Raw genomic sequence first — 15,992 nt, forward strand, 5'->3', positions numbered from 1 at the left:
TGGGGGGTGTGTGATCAGCCTAGCGGGTCACGCTATCCTGACCTCGCACCCGGGTACCTCGGGGGCACGCGGGTGTAGCTCAATGGTAGAGCCCTAGTCTTCCAAACTAGCTACGCGGGTTCGATTCCCGTCACCCGCTCCACCGTAGGACGCGGCGTCCGCCTCCAGGGACGCCGCGATCACGTCCAGTAGCTTGTCCGTGTCCACTGGCTTCGTGATGTAGTCGTCCGCGCCGCTGGCCAGGGTCCTTGCCCGGTCCTCCGGGGTTGCCTTGGCTGTGACCGCGATCACCGGCAGGTCCGCGTTGGTCGCTTCGGCGCGGATGGCCGCGATCGTCGCGTTGCCGTCCAACTCCGGCATCATCACGTCCATCAGGACCAGTGCCGTGTCCTCGTGGCGCTCCAGGGCCCTGATTCCGTCCACGCCCGTCTCCGCGTAGACGACCTCCAAGCCTGCCTGTTCCAGGACCGCTGCCAGCGCGAACACGTTCCGCAGGTCGTCGTCGACGATCAGGACCTTCTCGCCGTGGAAGCGCTTCGGTGTGACGTCGGGGGCCGCCACCAGGACCGTGCTCGGCACCGCCGGCAGCCGCGGGGACGACAGCGCCGTCACTGCCGGGTCCACGAGGTTGGCCGCCGCCACCGGGAGGTACAGGGTGAACGTCGAACCGACGCCCGGCTCGCTCACCACCCGCAGCTCACCCCCGAGGAGCTCCGTCAGCTGCTGGCTGATGTTGAGCCCCAGGCCCGTGCCGCCGTACTTGCGGCTCGTCGTGCCGTCCGCCTGGCGGAACGCCTCGAAGATGACCGCCAGCTTCTCCTCGGGGATGCCGATGCCCGTGTCTTCGACGGCGAAGGCGATGATGCCCGGCGCGCCCTTCAAACTCTCCTGCTCGACCTCCGCCGGGTCGGCCGCGCGGATGTGCAGGCGGACGCCGCCCTCGTCGGTGAACTTCGCCGCGTTCGACAGCAGGTTGCGGAGGATCTGCTGGAGGCGGTGCTCGTCGGTGTGGACGCTGCCCGGCACCGGCGGGTCGATGTGGACCGCGAACTCCAGGCCCTTGTCCGCCGTCAGCGGGCGGCACAGGGACTCGACGTAGTCCACCAGCTCCGGCAGCGTGATGTCGGACATCTGCAGGTCCAGCCGGCCCGCTTCGACCTTCGCCAGGTCGAGGATGTCGTTGATCAGCTGCTGCAGGTCCGACCCGGCCGCGTAGATCGTCTTCGCGAACTGGATCTGCTTCTCCGTCAGGTTCCCTTCCGGGTTCTCCGACAGCAGCTTCGCCAGGATCAACGCGCTGTTCAACGGCGTCCGCAGCTCGTGCGACATGTTCGCCATGAACTCGGTCTTGTACTGCGACGCCACCGTCAGCTGCCCGGCGCGCTCCTCCAGCTCCTGGCGGGCCTGCTCGATCTCGCTGTTCTTGACCTCGATGTCGCGGTTCTGCTGGGCCAGCAGCGCCGCCTTCTCGGCCAGCTCGGTGTTGGACCGCCGCAGCTCGCCCTGCTGGGCCTGCAACTGCTCCGACCGCGCCCGCAGCTCCTGCGCCAGGCGCTGCGACTCCGTCAGCAGCGCTTCGGTCCGCGAGTTCGACAGGATCGTGTTCACGTTGACGCCGATGGTGTGCCGCAGCTGCTCCAGCAGGTCCTGGTGGACCGTGCTGAACTCGTTGACCGAGGCCAGCTCCAGCACGCCGAGCACCTCGCCCTGGAACAGCACCGGCAGCACGATCAGGTTCACCGGCGCGGCCGAGCCGAGCCCGGACGACACCAGCGCGTACTCCGGGGGAGCGTTGTGGACCAGGATCGTGCGGTGGTCGACCGCGGCCTGGCCGATCAGCGACTCGCCGATCGCGAACCGCAGGCCGGCGCGGGACTGGGCGAGCCCGTACGCCGCGATGCACTCGAGCACCGTGCCGTCGCGGTCGTCGTCGCGGGCCAGGAAGAACGCGCCCTGCTGCGCGCGGACCAGCGGCGCCAGCTCGGAGAGGATCAGCGCCGCGACCGACGCCAGGTCGCGGTGGCCCTGCATCCGGCCCGACAGCTGCGCGAGGTTCGTCTTCAGCCAGTCCTGCTCGCGGTTGGTCCTCGTCGTCTCCTTGAGGTTCGCGATCATCTGGTTGATGTTGTCCTTGAGGTCGGCGACCTCGCCGGACGCGTCGACCGTGATGTGCCGGGTCAGGTCGCCCGCCGTCACCGCCGTCGCGACCTGCGCGATCGCGCGGACCTGCGTGGTCAGATTGCCGGCCAGCTGGTTGACGCTCTCGGTGAGCCGCTGCCAGGTGCCCGACACGCCGTCGACCTCGGCCTGGCCGCCCAGCTTGCCCTCGGTGCCGACCTCGCGCGCGACCCGCGTGACCTCCGAGGCGAACGCCGAGAGCTGGTCCACCATCGTGTTCATCGTGGTCTTGAGCTCGAGAATCTCGCCGCGGGCGTCGACGTCGATCTTCTTCGTCAGGTCGCCCTTCGCGACGGCGGTGGTGACCTGCGAGATGTTGCGGACCTGGCTGGTCAGGTTGTGCGCCATGAAGTTGACGTTCTCGGTCAGGTCCTTCCAGGTCCCGGCGACGCCGGGGACGCGGGCCTGGCCGCCGAGGATGCCTTCGGTGCCGACTTCGCGGGCGACGCGGGTGACCTCGTCGGCGAACGCGCGCAGCGTCTCGACCATGCCGTTCAGCGTCTCGGCCAGCGCCGCGACCTCGCCCTGGGCCTCGATGCGGATCTTCTTCGACAGGTCGCCGTTGGCCACCGCGCTCGCCACCGTGGCGATGTTGCGCACCTGGTCGGTCAGGTTGTCGGCCATGACGTTGACGTTGTCGGTGAGGTCCTTCCACGTGCCCGCGACGCCGCGGACGCGGGCCTGGCCGCCGAGGATGCCTTCGGTGCCGACTTCGCGCGCCACTCGGGTGACCTCGTCCGCGAACGCGGACAGCTGATCCACCATCGTGTTCAGCGTCGTCTTGAGCTCGAGGATCTCGCCACGCGCGTCGACGGTGATCTTCTGCGTCAGGTCGCCCTTCGCGACCGCCGCCGTCACCTGGGCGATGTTCCGGACCTGGTCGGTCAGGTTGTTCGCCATCGAGTTGACGTTGTCGGTCAGGTCCTTCCAGGTCCCGGCGACGCCGGGCACGGCGGCCTGGCCGCCGAGCTTCCCTTCGGTGCCGACTTCGCGCGCCACTCGGGTGACTTCGTCCGCGAACGCGGACAGCTGGTCCACCATCGTGTTGAGGGTGTCCTTCAGCTCCAGGATCTCGCCGCGCGCGTCCACGGCGATCTTCTGGGTCAGGTCGCCGCGCGCGACGGCGGTCGCGACCTGGGCGATGTTGCGGACCTGGGTGGTCAGGTTGTTCGCCATGAAGTTCACGGACCCGGTGAGGTCGCGCCAGGTGCCGGCGACGCCGGGGACCTGCGCCTGGCCGCCCAGCTGACCTTCCGTGCCGACTTCGCGCGCCACTCGGGTGACTTCGTCCGCGAACGCGGACAGCTGATCCACCATCGTGTTCATCGTCGTCTTGAGCTCGAAGAACTCGCCGCGCGCGTCGACGGTGATCTTCTGCGTCAGGTCGCCCTTCGCCACGGCCGTGGTCACGTGCGAGATGTTCCGGACCTGGTCGGTGAGGTTGTCGGCCATCTGGTTGACCGAGTCGGTGAGGCTGCGCCACGTCCCGGCCGCGCCGGCCACCTCGGCCTGTCCGCCCAGCTTGCCCTCGCTGCCGACCTCGCGCGCGACGCGGGTGACCTCGCCGGCGAACGCCGAGAGCTGGTCGACCATCGTGTTCAGCGTGTTCTTCAGCTGCAGGATCTCGCCGCGGGCGTCGACGTCGATCTTCTTCGTCAGGTCGCCGTTGGCCACCGCGGTCGCCACCTGGGAGATCCCGCGGACCTGGTCGGTCAGGTTGTCGGCCATCAGGTTGACCGAGTCGGTGAGGTCGCGCCACGTCCCGGCGACGCCCGGCACCTGGGCCTGACCGCCGAGCTTGCCGTCGGAGCCGACCTCGCGCGAGACGCGGGTGACCTCGTCGGCGAACGACGACAGCTGGTCCACCATGGTGTTGATGGTGTTCTTGAGCTCCAGGATCTCGCCGCGGGCGTCGACGTTGATCTTCTGGGTCAGGTCGCCGCGCGCGACGGCGGTGGTGACCTGGGCGATGTTCCGGACCTGCTCGGTCAGGTTGTCGGCCATGAAGTTGACCGAGTCGGTCAGGTCGCGCCAGGTGCCGGACACGCCCGGGACGACCGCCTGGCCGCCGAGACGTCCCTCACCCGCGATCTCGCGGGAGAGCCTCGTCACTTCGGCGGCGAAGCGCGACAGCTGCGCGATGAGGCCGTTGACCGTCTTGGCCAGCGTCGCGTACGCGCCCTGCAACGGACGGCCGTCCAAGGTCAGGGTCATCGGCTGGGAGAGGTCGCCCTCGGCGACGGCGCCGAGCACCCGGTCGAGCTCGATCGTGGGCCGGGTCAGGTCCTCGATCAGGCCGTTCACGCTCTCGACGGCCGTGTTCCAGCCGCCGGGACCGACCTCGGTCTCCAGCCGTTCGCTGAGCCTGCCGTCCTGGCCGACCGCCGCGCGCACCCGCAGCAGCTCGCTGACCAGCCGCTGGTTGCGTTCGGCGATGTCGTTGAACGCGACCGCGAGCTGCGCCGAGATGCCGTCGCCGTGCGGGACGAGCCGCCGGCGGAAGTTGCCGTCCCCGAGATCCCGCACCGCCACGAGCAGCCGCTCCAGCGCCGCCGCCTCGCTCTGGGATTCCGTTGTCATGTGTGCCGACCCTCTCCACCACGCATGCGCCAGCCATGGTCCACGACCCAGCGTGTCATGATTCGCCCTACACTTCGAGCCAGTCCGCCCGCTCACGCGGTAGCCGTGCGATAGCAGTCCGGAGGCAGGAGGTCCGTGCATGGTGTCACGTCCGGCCCCGGCGTCGGCGGCCCTGCCACCGATGACCGGTGAGGACGCACCGCCGGGCCTCGACGCCTTCGGGCGGGCCGTCCTCGAAGACGTGCGCGACGCGGTGTTCCTCCAGGACGCGGATGGCGTGCTGCGCTGGGCGAACCCGGCCGCGCGGACGCTGACCGGCGGCGCCGAGCCCCGGCTGCACGCGATCGCGGAGACCTCGGGGCATGTCGAGGTCACGGGTAATCGTCGTCCCGCCCGGATCCGCGCCCTGCCCGGCGGCTGGCATTCCTGGACCGTCCCGGCAGAGGACGTCCCGCAGCGGCACGTCGGCGACTTCCTCGCCGAGGCCGGCCCCCGGCTGGCCGCCGCGCGCGGGCGCCACGGCACCGCGCGGGTGATCGCCGAGCTGGCCGCGTCCGCGCTGGCCGAGACCGTCTTCGTGCTGCTGCCGACCACCCGCGGCCGGTGGGAGTGGTGGAGCTGCGAACGCCCGTCGTCCCACGGCCACGGCCGGATCCGCCGGGTCCCGCCGCAGGTCGCCCCGGTGCTGGCGGCGACGTTCGCGGCCACCGGCAGGCCGGAGCTCGCCCCGGTCCCCGCGCCGGAGCTGGCGACCCTGCCCCCGGTCGTGGCCGACCGGTTCGCCGGGCACGCCGAGGTCGCGGTGGTGTCGCTGGGCCCGAGCGCGAGCGCCGGCGTCACCGGCGCGCTGCTGCTGGGCCGCCGCGCCGACCCGGACTTCGGCGCCGAGCAGGTCCGCGCGGTGGTGGAGTTCGCCAAGGCGGCCGGGACGGCGCTGGTCAACGCGCAACGCTACGCCCGCCAGGAGGAGGCCACGCGCGGGCTGGAGACCACGCTGCGCCCGGTCGACCCGCCCGAGCTGGACGGCGCGCGGTTCGAGACCTGGTACGAGCCGGCCGGCGGGGTGCTCGCGGTCGGCGGCGACTTCTTCGACGTCCTCGCGCACGACGACGGCAGCGCGTTCCTCGTGCTCGGCGACATCTGCGGCAAGGGCGCCGAAGCCGCGGCGCTGACCGGGCGCGTCCGGCACGCGCTGACCGCGCTCGCCATGGTCGAACGCGACGGCCGGACGCTGCTGCGGTTGCTCAACGAACTGCTCATCGCCGGCGGCAGCAGCCGGTTCGCGACGCTGGTGCTGGGGTCGGCCCGGCCGTCCGACGGCGGCGTCGACCTGACGCTGGCCTCCGGCGGGCACCCGGCGCCGCTGATCGTCCGCGGGGCCGGCGTCGTCGAGGAGGTCACCGTCCCGGGGACGCTGGTCGGCATCTCGCCGCAGGCCCGGTTCGCCGAGGCGCGGGTGCGGCTCGAGCGCGGCGACGTCTGCCTCCTGTACACCGACGGCATCACCGAGGCCCGCAACCGCCACGACCAGACGGAGCTGTTCGGCGACGACCGGCTGCGCGCGGTTTTGGCGACCGCGGCGGGGCAGCCGGCCCGCGAGGTGGTGCGGCGGCTGCGTCAGGCCGTGCGCGATTGGCTGGGCAGTTCGGCCCACGACGACATCGCGGTACTGGCCGTGGAGTGCTCCGAGTAAGTCCATTGTGGACCTGGTTTGACCGGGATTCGAGCGGGTAATTCTTCCGTTGCATTGATCCCCACGACAGGAGTCCCATGGCGAACTCACTGCAAGGTCGCCGCGTCGCGATCCTGGCCGCGGACGGCGTCGAACAGGTCGAACTGGAGAAGCCGCGCCAGGCCGTCCTCGACGAGGGCGCGACGGTGGAGCTGGTGTCCCTGGACACCGGCGAGATCCAGGCGATGAACGGCGACATCGACAAGGGCGACCGGTTCCCGGTCGACCGCAAGGTGGCCGACGTCGAGGTCGGCGACTTCGACGCGCTGCTGCTCCCGGGCGGCACGATGAACCCCGACAACCTGCGCACGGACGGCGCGGCGGTCAAGTTCGCCGGCGACTTCGTGCGCGCGGGCAAGCCCGTCGGGGTGATCTGCCACGGTCCGTGGACGCTCGTCGAAGCGGATGTCGTCCGTGGCCGCACGCTGACGTCGTACCCGAGCATCCGCACCGACCTGCGTAACGCCGGGGCGACCGTCGTCGACGAAGAGGTGGTAGTCGACAACGGCTTGGTCTCCAGCCGCAATCCGGACGACCTGCCGGCGTTCTGCCGGACGGTCGTGCGGGAGTTCGCGGGCTGAAGTCCTTTGTAGACATTCACCCGGCCGTGTGTTAAGTCCCGCTTAAATCTGTTGGCTTTCGGTGCCCCGGCGGAGGACGCTGGGGGTGTGACCAGGACCGCCCGATCCGCCCGTGGAGAGGAGGTGGACGCGATGACAGTGCAGGCCCGCCGTTACGGCCGCTGGTGCCGGGAGCACTTCGACGTGGTCGCCGCCGCCCAGGGCGTCCCCGCACCCCGGGGCGCCGACTCCGCCGAGGCGCGGCCGGAGCCCGAGTCGCAGCCCGAGCAACCGGTTGTCGAACAGGGTCGTCCCAGCTAATCGCCCGGACGTGAAGAAGGCCTCCCCGGGAGTACCGGGGAGGCCTTCTTCGTTGCCGGTCAGTGGTAGCGGTAACCGCGGCGGTACCAGACCCGCCGGGGCCCCGGCACGCCGATCCGCGTGATCACGTCCGTCAGGATCGCGCCGATGACCAGCCAGATCACCGCCGCGAGGCCGTCGTTCAAGAACGTCGCCAGCTTCTCCGAATCCGGCGTGAACAGGTTGCGCAGGCCCAGGGACACGCCCGCGGACCACTCGTTGATCAGGTGCGCGAAGCCGTTCGCCATGTTCGCCTCGCCCAGCACCAGCACGATGTGGACGGCGAGCACCAGCGCGAACACCGCGCACACGAGGTGGATCAGGGCGTTGACCGTGCGCACGATCCGGATGCGCGGATGGGTTCGTTCCACGACTTCTTCGGCCTGAGCCTCTTCGTACCGCGGTTCGTACGGCTCCTGGGGCGGGGGATACGGCATCGTCGGCGCCGTCCTTTCGACTGTCCGATGTGGACGTATCTGGGGCGAGCGGAAGCAACAGTCTGGAATACCCCTCACCCGGGTGAGCGAACCGCGAGTTCCGCAAACTTCCCTGGTGACCCTCGTGATACGGTAGTTTGCGGAACGCAAGGAGGGTCATGGAGGTCTTCTCCGTCGAACAGGTCGCCGCGAAGCTCGGGCTGCACGTCCGGACGGTCCGGAACTACGTCCGGGACGGGCGCCTCAAGGCCGTCCGGATCGGCAAGCAGTACCGCATCGCCGCCGACGATCTCGAGGCCTTCACCGGGTTGCCGGTGACGGAACCGCGGCCGGACCGGCCCGTCGCCGAACTTTCGAGCGTCGCCGAGGTTTCCGGTGTCGACCGGGCGACCGCCGACCGGATCGCCACCGTCGTCGTGGCCTCGGTGAACGGCCCGCGCGACGCCGGCGAGCGGCCCCTGCGCGTCGAGACCATCTACGACCCGGACCGCGCCACCGTGAAGATCATCGTGCTCGGCGACCTCGCCGCCGGCGCCGACCTGCTGCGGTTCGTCGCCTCGTTCACCGAAGGCCTGGCATGACCGTCTACCGTTCGCGCGAAGGCGCCGAGCTGGTCCGGCAGCGGTACGACGCCCTCCTCGGGCACTGGCCCGTGCCGTCCGAGACGCGCACCTTCGAGACCCGCGTCGGTGCGACCTTCGCCGTCGTCTCCGGCCCGGTGGACGCGCCGCCGGTCGTCGCGCTGCAGGGCTCCGGCGGGACGGCCGCGCACTGGCTGCCCGATGTCGAGACACTCGCGAAAGACCTCCGCATCCACGCCGTGGACGCCCCCGGGGAGCCGGGCCGGACCGTCGAAGCGCGGCCGCCGCTCGGGGCGTACGCCGGCTGGCTCGACGACGTCCTCGACGCGGCCGGCCTCGCCGAAGCCGCCTTCCTCGGCACATCGCTGGGCGGCTGGTGGGCGCTCGACTACGCGTTGACCCGGCCGGAACGCGTGACAAGCCTGGTGCTGGTCAACCCGTCCGGGATCGGCCGCCGCCGGGTGGCGCCGCTGGTCAAGTTCGCCGCCTACAGCCTGTTCGGCGGCTGGGGACGGCGCCGGTCGCTGGCCATGGTCGCGAAAGGCGGCCCCGCCGACCCGGGGCGGCGCGCGCTCGGCGAGTTCACCCTGGCGACGTTCGAGCACTTCAAGCCGCGGCTGGCCGCGATCCCGGTCTTCCCGGCCGAGCGGCTGCGCGAACTCGCGATGCCCGTGCAGGCTCATTTCGGTGCGCGTGACGTCCTGCTGGACCAGCGCGACGCCGCCGCGAAGCTCCGGGAAGCCCGGCCCGGCGCCGACGTCCGGCTGACCGAGGACGCCGGGCACTTCCTGCCCGGCTGGGCGGAGGCCGCCGCGGCCTTCCTGGCGGGTTCCGCCACCCGCTGAGCCGCGCGGTGGAACCTCGCGAGACGGCGCAACCCCGTCCCGCGCGACACGTCCAGGTGATCATGAGAATCCCGGCGCTGCTGGCGTCCGTCCTCACCCTCCTGGCCGTGTCCGGCTCGCCCGCGACGGCGGAAAGCGCGGTCCCGCAGGGGTTCCGGCCCGCTTCGACGAGCTGGACCACCCCCGCCACCGGGTACGTCCTGGGCTACTCGCCGTGCGGGAAGACCTGGTGCCCGGCGCTGCTCGGCACCACCGACGGCGGGACGCACTGGCGGCGTCTCGGCGCGCCGCAGATGTCCTTGCCCGACAACCACAACCACGTCGCGCTGACGTTCACCAGCGAGCGCGTCGCCTACGTCAGCGACGGCGTCCACGTCCTCACGTCCCGCGACGCCGGTGCGAGCTGGCACCCGGTCGGGCTGATCGGCGCGCGACAGCCGTACTACCTGTCGAAGATCACCGAAAGCGGCGGCCGCGTGTTCGCCATGCTCACCACCTACGGCGACGGCCGCGGTTCGACGCGGCTGTACTCGGGCGTCGCCGGCTCGCCGGTGGTGGTCCCGGTTCCCGGGTTCGCGGTGACCGGCGGGCTCACCTACGGCGACCTGGCCGTCGGCGGCGGCCTGCAGGTCGCCCTCGGCACGGACTACGGCACCGAGAAGTACTGGACCTCGCGCGACGGCGTCGCGTTCACCCCCGCCGCGCCGCCGTGCCCGGCCGGGACGGTCGCGTCGCTCGCCGGCGTGCGAGACCGGCAGGTCGTGGCGTTGTGCAGCAGCAGTCCCGGCTCGCCGCAGCCCGGCTCGACCGAGCGCCGGCTGCGGCACGCCGACCGGCTGGGCGAGCCGTTCAGCGGCGAGGACGCGGTGCCCTACCTCGGGATCAACCAGGGCTTCGCCGCCGCGTCGCCGACGTCCGCGACCGTCGCGGCCGAGGGCGGCGGCACCGGGTTCCTGCACAGCACGACCGACGGCGGCCGCACCTGGACCACGACCGAGCTGCCGGACCGCGGGTTCAGCCTGACCGATCTGGACTTCCCGGGCGGCGGCACCGGCGTGGTCGTCGACGGCCAGCCGGACGCCGACGGCGGCTCGGCGCTGTACCGCACCACGGACGGCGGACACTCGTGGCGCGAGCTGCCGATCGGGTAATAGTGCCTGGCAGGCAAGGCCCTTCGGCCCGGTTCACTTGGTGAACGGCATGTCGTAGTCTGAGCACTGTCCGTTGCCGGACACAGGTGGCCGGGCCCGGGGCAGGGGCCGGCACCCCACGACGAGGGAGAACAGCCGATGACGCCTGGCGACCTGCGGTCCGGAACCGAGGGGGGCTCCGCGTCCCTCGATTTCTCCAAGGCGAGCCTGGCCCGGTTGTCCGACGCACTGCTGGGCGGGCACGACCACTACGAGGTCGACCGCGAAGCGATGCGGCGCCTGCTGGCGATCGCCCCCGGCGCGCGCACGATGGCGAAGGAGCACCGCGACTGGCTGGTGCGCGCGGTCCGGTTCCTCGCCGGGAAGCGCGGCATCGACCAGTTCCTCGACCTCGGTTCCGGCATGCCCACGGCGGAAAACACCCACGAGGTGGCGCAGCGGTACAACCCGGACGCGCAGGTGGTGTACGTCGACAACGACCCGGTCGTGCAGGTGCACGGCCGGGCGCTGCTGGAAGAGAACTACCTGACCCACGTCACGGGCGCCGACCTCACCAAGCCGGCCGAGACGCTGAACGACGAGGTCATCAAGGAGTACCTCGACTTCGAGCGGCCGGTGGCGCTGATCCTGACCTCGATCATCCACCACATCGATGACTACGAGCGCGCGAAGTCGATCGTCGCGGAGTACGTGGCGGCGCTCGCGCCCGGCTCGTACCTGCTGCTCACGCACCACTTCGACCCGGAAGAGGACTCCCCGCGCCAGGAGCTGGCGCGGCTGCTGGAGACGAGTTTCCAGGGCACCGGGCTGGGCAGCGTGCACCGCACGCGCGAGCAGATCACGGCGTTCTTCGAGGGCACCGAGCTGCTGCGGCCCGGGCTGGTCTACCTGCACGAGTGGTGGCCGGACGGCCCCCGGCTGCACCCGCTGAGCGAGCTGAACTTCCTCACGCTGGGCGGCGTGGCCCGCAAGCAATGACGTGAATGACTCATTCATGTCGCCTGGCGACATGAATGAGTCATTCACGTCGTCCGGGTCAGGCGGCGTTGAAGGTGTCCGGGTCCGGGCCGGTGCGCTCGCCGCGGTCCAGCGGCGACAGCGACTCCAGCTCGTCCTCCGACAGGGTGAAGCCGAACAGGTCGAAGTTCTCCGCGATCCGCGACGGCGTCACGGACTTCGGGATCACCACGTTGCCCAGCTGCAGGTGCCAGCGGAGGACGATCTGCGCGGGCGTCCGGCCGTGCTTCACCGCGAGGTCCGCGACCACCGGGTCGCCCAGCAGCGAGCCGCCCTTGGCCAGCGGGCTCCACGCCTCCGTCGCGATGCCGTGCTTCGCGTCGAACTCGCGGACCTCCTGCTGCTGCAGGTACGGGTGCAGCTCGATCTGGTTGACCGCCGGGACGACGTCGGACGCGTCCATCAGCCGTTCGAGGTGCGCGGGCTGGAAGTTGGACACGCCGATCGCGCGGACGCGGCCGTCGGCGTAGAGCTTCTCGAACGCCTTCCAGGTGTCGAGGTACTTGTCGCGCTCCGGCGTCGGCCAGTGGATCAGGTACAGGTCCAGCTGCTCCAGGCCCAGCTTCTGCATGCTCTCGTCGAACGCCTTGAGCGTCGAGTCGTAGCCCTGGGCCGAGTTCCACAGCTTGGTGGTGATGAACAGTTCGTCGCGGGCGACGCCGGCCTCGGCGATGGCCTGGCCGACGCCCTTCTCGTTGCCGTAGACGGCGGCGGTGTCGATGCTGCGGTAGCCCGCTTCGATGGCGGCCTTCACGGCGGCGGTGGTCTCGTCGTCCGGGACCTGGAACACGCCGTAGCCGAGTTGCGGCATCCGCACGCCGTTGTTGAGTTCGATCACGGGCACGCTGGTCACGAGGGTTCCTTTCGGTGGATGGTTCATCGGGCGGGTACCCGCTCCCCAGCTTCGAAACTAGCCGGGGCCTTGCGGTCGAGCAGGCCGGAGACGAGCGCCACGGCGAGGCCCGCCGCGGCGAGCACGGCGCCGATCCAGTTGGGGGCGGTGTAGCCGAGGCCGGCGTCGATGGCCTGGCCGCCGAGCCACGCGCCGCCGGCGTTGCCGAGGTTGAACGCGGCGATGTTCGCCGCCGAGGCCAGCGCCGGCGCGCCCTCGGCCTTGGCCAGCACGCGGGCCTGCAGCGGCGGCACGGTCGCGAAGCCCGCCGCGCCGAACAGCGCGATGGTGATCGCGGCCGGCACCTTCGCGTGCGCCGTGAAGACGAACGCGACCAGCACGATCGCCAGCGCGGCGAGGATCACGTAGAGGCTCGGCATGAGCTTGCGGTCCGCGGCCCGCCCGCCGAGCAGGTTGCCGGCGAACAGGCCGGCGCCGAACAGCACGAGCAGCCAGGTGACGGCCCCGCTGGAGAAGCCGGCGACCTCGGTCATCATCGGTGCGATGTAGGTGAACGACGCGAACACGCCGGCGAAGCCGAGCGCCGTCATGACCAGCGCGAGCCACACCTGCGGGCGGCGGAACACGGCCAGTTCGCCGCGCAGGCCCGCGCCCGGCTCGGGTTCCTGGTGCGGCACCAGCGCGAGGATGCCGATCGCGCCGGCCACGCCGAGCGCGCTGACCACCCAGAACGTCGAGCGCCAGCCGAAGGCCTGGCCGAGCGCGGTTCCCGCGGGGACGCCGAGGACGTTCGCCACGGTCAGCCCGGTGAACATCAGCGCGATCGCGCCGGCCTGCTTGGCCGGGGCGACCAGCGACGCGGCGACGACCGAGCCGACGCCGAAGAACGCGCCGTGCGACAGGGCCGCGACGACCCGGCCGGTCATCAGCAGGCCGTAGCTCGGGGCCAGCGCGGAGAGCACGTTGCCCGCGATGAACAGGCCCATCAGGGCGACGAGCACGGTCTTGCGCGGCACCCGCGAAGCGAGCGCGGTGAGCAGGGGAGCGCCGACGACGACGCCGAGCGCGTAGCCCGAGATGAGCAGGCCTGCGGACGGGATCGAGACACCGAAGTCGGCCGCGACCTCGGGCAGCAGGCCCATGATCACGAACTCGGTGGTGCCGATCCCGAAAGCGCTGATCGCCAGTGCGAGCAGAGCGGCGGGCATGGACTTCCTTCTTCCGGGGGTAGACTGAGGGCGTTGGCAACTACAAGCGTCCGAGATAGTTGCAGACGCCGTATATTGCATAGGCTTGATAGTGCAGCGTGCAAGGGAGTACGCGCAAGCCGGGGAGAGGTGAACCGTGTCACTGGACGACGACGCCGTCGAAGCGCGCGCGCAGGGCTGGCGCACGCTGGCCGCGCTGCACGCACGAATCGAGGACAGGCTGCAACGCGCGCTGGAGCGCGACCACGAGCTTTCGGTGAGCGAGTACAGCGTCCTCGACGCGCTGGCCCGCCAGGACGGCTTCCACCTCCGGATGAACCAGCTGGCCAACGCGGTGGTGCTGAGCCAGTCGGCGACGACGAGGCTGGTGACGCGGCTGGAGGGCCGCGGGCTGCTGGCGCGGTACCTGTGCGCGGACGACCGCCGCGGCATCTACACGGAGGTGACCTCGGCGGGCCAGGCGTTGTTGACGGCGGCGCGTCCGACGCACGACGCGGCGCTCGCGGAGGCGCTCGCGGACGCCGAAGGCTTGCCGGAACTTTCACCGCTGGTCGCGGCGCTCGGCACCCTCACCTTCACTCGCTGACCCATGCGCCCCAATGTGGCCTTCGGTGCGTCAGACGCACCCAAGGCGGCCTTCGGTGCGTGAGACGCACCGAAGGCCGCCTTGGGGCGCTTGACTTGCGCCGGGCCGGACGCAAGCGGTCGGCTGAAACTTTCACCGCTGGTCGCGGCGCTGAGCAAGCTTTCCTTCCCGGCCGTGCCTGCCACCTGACGAAAACTTGCGCAAGATCCGCCGACACCCCGCTGAGCGGCACGAGCCCGATCGGCCGGGGGATTACGGCGTGCGCGCTCCCTAACTCCTGCTCCATCCGTGGGACACTTTTGCTTGCCGCGTGCGATAGTTTCGCTGGTCAGCACCGTTTGTCCGGCTTTCGTCCGGTGTCCTGCCGCGTTGACCGGACCGTTTCGCCCGCCCTAATTTGTTGTTCCACCAGACGAACCGGGGCGGTGTCGGCGTGGACTCCTCCTTCTCCCTCAAGCCGGTGCGCCCGGCCGACCAGGCCGCCGTCCGCCGGAGCAACCTGGCGCTGGTGCTGCGGCACCTGCGGGACGCGGGCCCCCGGTCGCGCGCGGCCATCGCCGCGGACACCGGGCTCAACAAGGGGACCGTGTCGAGCCTCGTCTCGGAGCTCGCCGGCCGGGGGCTGGTGCGGGAAGGCGAACGGGAACGCGCCGGCGCCGTCGGGCGGCCCGGCACGATCGTCGAACTCGACGGCCGTGGGGTCGGCGGCATCGGCGTCGAGATCAACGTCGACTACCTGACCGCGCTCGCCCTCGACCTCACCGGGACCGTCCTGTTCGAGCAGCGCGTGGCGCTCGACGTCCAAGCGCTCCCCGTCGCGAAGGTCCTCGACGCCGGCGCGGAACTGACCGCGCGGGCGCTGCGGGAGTGCCGGCGCCTCGAGGTGAGGCCGGCCGGGGTGACCGTCGGCGTCCCGGCGCTGGTCGACGTCGCGAGCGGCACCGTCGCCTTCGCGCCCAACCTGCACTGGACCGACGTCCCGGTGGTCCGCGGCATCACCGACCGGCTGACCCGGCGGCTCGGGCCGCCGTCGTTCCCGATCCGCACGGCCAACGACGCCAACCTCGGCGCGCTCGGCGAGTACGCGATGGGCAGCGTCGCCGGCACCGCCGACCTGGTCTACCTGACCGGCGAGATCGGCGTCGGCGGCGGGGTGATCTCCGGCGGCCGGCTGCTCGGCGGCGCCGAGGGGTTCGCCGGTGAGATCGGGCACATCCAGGTCGACCCGGGCGGGCGCCTCTGCGGGTGCGGGCGCCGGGGCTGCTGGGAGACGCTCGTGGGCCTGGCCGGGATGCTGCGGCTGGCCGCGTCGCCCGCCGATCCGGTGCACGACCCGTCGCTGGACCTCGAACAGCGGCTCGACATCATCCGCCGCCGCGCCGAGCGGAAGGACCGGCGGACGCTCGACGCGCTCGCGCGGGTGGGCACCGGGCTCGGCGTCGGCGCGGCCGTGCTGGTCAACGTCTTCAACCCCCGGGTGGTGCTGCTCGGGGGCTATTTCGCCCAGCTCGGGCCGTACCTGCTCGGCCCGATGCTGGCCGAGCTCCAGACCCGGGTGATCGCCCCCGGCATCGGGGGCTGCCGCGTCGAGCTGTCGTGGCTCGGGTTCTCCGCGGCTTCGCGCGGCGGGGCGCACGTCGCGCTCCAGGCGGTGTTCGACGACCCGGCGCTGGTGCCGGTGCGAGCGGAAAGGGACAGCGGATGAAGCCCCCTCAACCGGTCCGCAAGATGGGACGTGTCAGGGCCGGATCCAGCAGGCAGACTGGGCCGCATTCACGACTGGGTGGAAACACGTGATCGACTCCGGCGATGTAGCTCTGGCGGGCACCCGCACGCGCGGCGACACGAACGCTGCGCGCGGTGCCCCGCCCCGCGGCACCGGAGGAGCTTTCGGCGCGGGCTGA

General features: G+C 71.3%; 13 protein-coding genes and 1 tRNA gene. 10 read left to right on the forward strand and 4 right to left on the reverse strand.

The genetic code is table 11. From position 1 onward, the window contains the following. Window positions 1–68 precede the first annotated feature (68 nt). Window positions 69–142, forward strand: a tRNA-Gly gene (locus ABFJ78_RS15330). Here the strand turns inward: ABFJ78_RS15330 and ABFJ78_RS15335 are convergent. Then, entirely contained in the window at window positions 94–4,758 is a 4,665-nt protein-coding gene (locus ABFJ78_RS15335; RefSeq protein WP_436387783.1) for a HAMP domain-containing protein, read from the reverse strand. The genes ABFJ78_RS15330 and ABFJ78_RS15335 overlap by 49 nt on opposite strands. A 139-nt stretch (window positions 4,759–4,897) precedes the next feature. On the opposite strand from ABFJ78_RS15335, the gene ABFJ78_RS15340 reads away from it, so the two are divergent. The 3 genes from ABFJ78_RS15340 (at window position 4,898) to ABFJ78_RS15350 (ending at window position 7,371) form a co-directional block, all read left to right on the forward strand. After that, on the forward strand, window positions 4,898–6,451 hold the full coding sequence (locus tag ABFJ78_RS15340; RefSeq protein ID WP_436386947.1) for a SpoIIE family protein phosphatase: 1,554 nt from the start codon (window positions 4,898–4,900) through the stop codon (window positions 6,449–6,451). A 77-nt stretch (window positions 6,452–6,528) separates the two neighbouring features. Further along, window positions 6,529–7,071 carry a type 1 glutamine amidotransferase domain-containing protein gene (locus ABFJ78_RS15345; protein ID WP_086671592.1) on the forward strand — a complete coding sequence of 181 codons (543 nt, stop codon included), beginning with the start codon at window positions 6,529–6,531 and terminating at the stop codon, window positions 7,069–7,071. A gap of 132 nt (window positions 7,072–7,203) precedes the next feature. Further along, window positions 7,204–7,371, forward strand: coding sequence for a hypothetical protein (locus ABFJ78_RS15350; protein WP_436386949.1), 168 nt, complete (start codon window positions 7,204–7,206; stop codon window positions 7,369–7,371). A gap of 59 nt (window positions 7,372–7,430) precedes the next feature. On the opposite strand, the gene ABFJ78_RS15355 is transcribed toward ABFJ78_RS15350, so the two are convergent. Next, on the reverse strand, window positions 7,431–7,847 hold the full coding sequence (locus ABFJ78_RS15355) for a hypothetical protein (protein ID WP_372666549.1): 417 nt from the start codon (window positions 7,845–7,847) through the stop codon (window positions 7,431–7,433). A 158-nt stretch (window positions 7,848–8,005) separates the two neighbouring features. On the opposite strand from ABFJ78_RS15355, the gene ABFJ78_RS15360 reads away from it, so the two are divergent. The 4 genes from ABFJ78_RS15360 to ABFJ78_RS15375 all read left to right on the forward strand — a co-directional run bounded on the left by ABFJ78_RS15360 (window position 8,006) and on the right by ABFJ78_RS15375 (window position 11,402). Then, complete coding sequence (locus ABFJ78_RS15360; protein ID WP_436386951.1) at window positions 8,006–8,428, forward strand: helix-turn-helix domain-containing protein; 423 nt, start codon at window positions 8,006–8,008, stop codon at window positions 8,426–8,428. Next, window positions 8,425–9,273 carry an alpha/beta fold hydrolase gene (locus ABFJ78_RS15365; protein ID WP_436386953.1) on the forward strand — a complete coding sequence of 283 codons (849 nt, stop codon included), beginning with the start codon at window positions 8,425–8,427 and terminating at the stop codon, window positions 9,271–9,273. Before ABFJ78_RS15360 ends, ABFJ78_RS15365 begins: the two co-directional genes overlap by 4 nt. Before the next feature lie 56 nt (window positions 9,274–9,329). Further along, window positions 9,330–10,424 (forward strand): hypothetical protein, encoded by a 1,095-nt coding sequence (locus ABFJ78_RS15370; RefSeq protein WP_436386955.1) that lies wholly within the window; start codon window positions 9,330–9,332, stop codon window positions 10,422–10,424. Window positions 10,425–10,562: 138 nt separating this feature from the next. Then, complete coding sequence (locus tag ABFJ78_RS15375; protein ID WP_436386956.1) at window positions 10,563–11,402, forward strand: SAM-dependent methyltransferase; 840 nt, start codon at window positions 10,563–10,565, stop codon at window positions 11,400–11,402. Window positions 11,403–11,460: 58 nt separating this feature from the next. Here the strand turns inward: ABFJ78_RS15375 and ABFJ78_RS15380 are convergent, their stop codons facing one another. Next, window positions 11,461–12,294 carry an aldo/keto reductase gene (locus tag ABFJ78_RS15380; RefSeq protein WP_436386958.1) on the reverse strand — a complete coding sequence of 278 codons (834 nt, stop codon included), beginning with the start codon at window positions 12,292–12,294 and terminating at the stop codon, window positions 11,461–11,463. A 23-nt stretch (window positions 12,295–12,317) separates the two neighbouring features. Beyond that, a complete protein-coding gene (locus ABFJ78_RS15385; protein ID WP_436386959.1) occupies window positions 12,318–13,502 on the reverse strand; it encodes an MFS transporter in 1,185 nt (394 codons plus the stop codon). Window positions 13,503–13,638: 136 nt separating this feature from the next. Here ABFJ78_RS15385 and ABFJ78_RS15390 point away from each other — a divergent pair, with 136 nt between their 5' ends. Both ABFJ78_RS15390 and ABFJ78_RS15395 read left to right on the forward strand, forming a co-directional pair. Next, window positions 13,639–14,088, forward strand: a complete 450-nt coding sequence (locus ABFJ78_RS15390) for a MarR family winged helix-turn-helix transcriptional regulator (protein ID WP_436386961.1) — start codon at window positions 13,639–13,641, stop codon at window positions 14,086–14,088. A gap of 433 nt (window positions 14,089–14,521) precedes the next feature. Then, the gene (locus tag ABFJ78_RS15395) at window positions 14,522–15,793 is read left to right on the forward strand and encodes an ROK family transcriptional regulator (protein WP_436386963.1); all 1,272 of its coding nucleotides are present in this window, start codon (window positions 14,522–14,524) and stop codon (window positions 15,791–15,793) included. Window positions 15,794–15,992 lie beyond the last annotated feature (199 nt).

Source organism: Amycolatopsis sp. MEPSY49 (assembly GCF_051337345.1).
Classification (GTDB): Bacteria; Actinomycetota; Actinomycetes; order Mycobacteriales; family Pseudonocardiaceae; genus Amycolatopsis.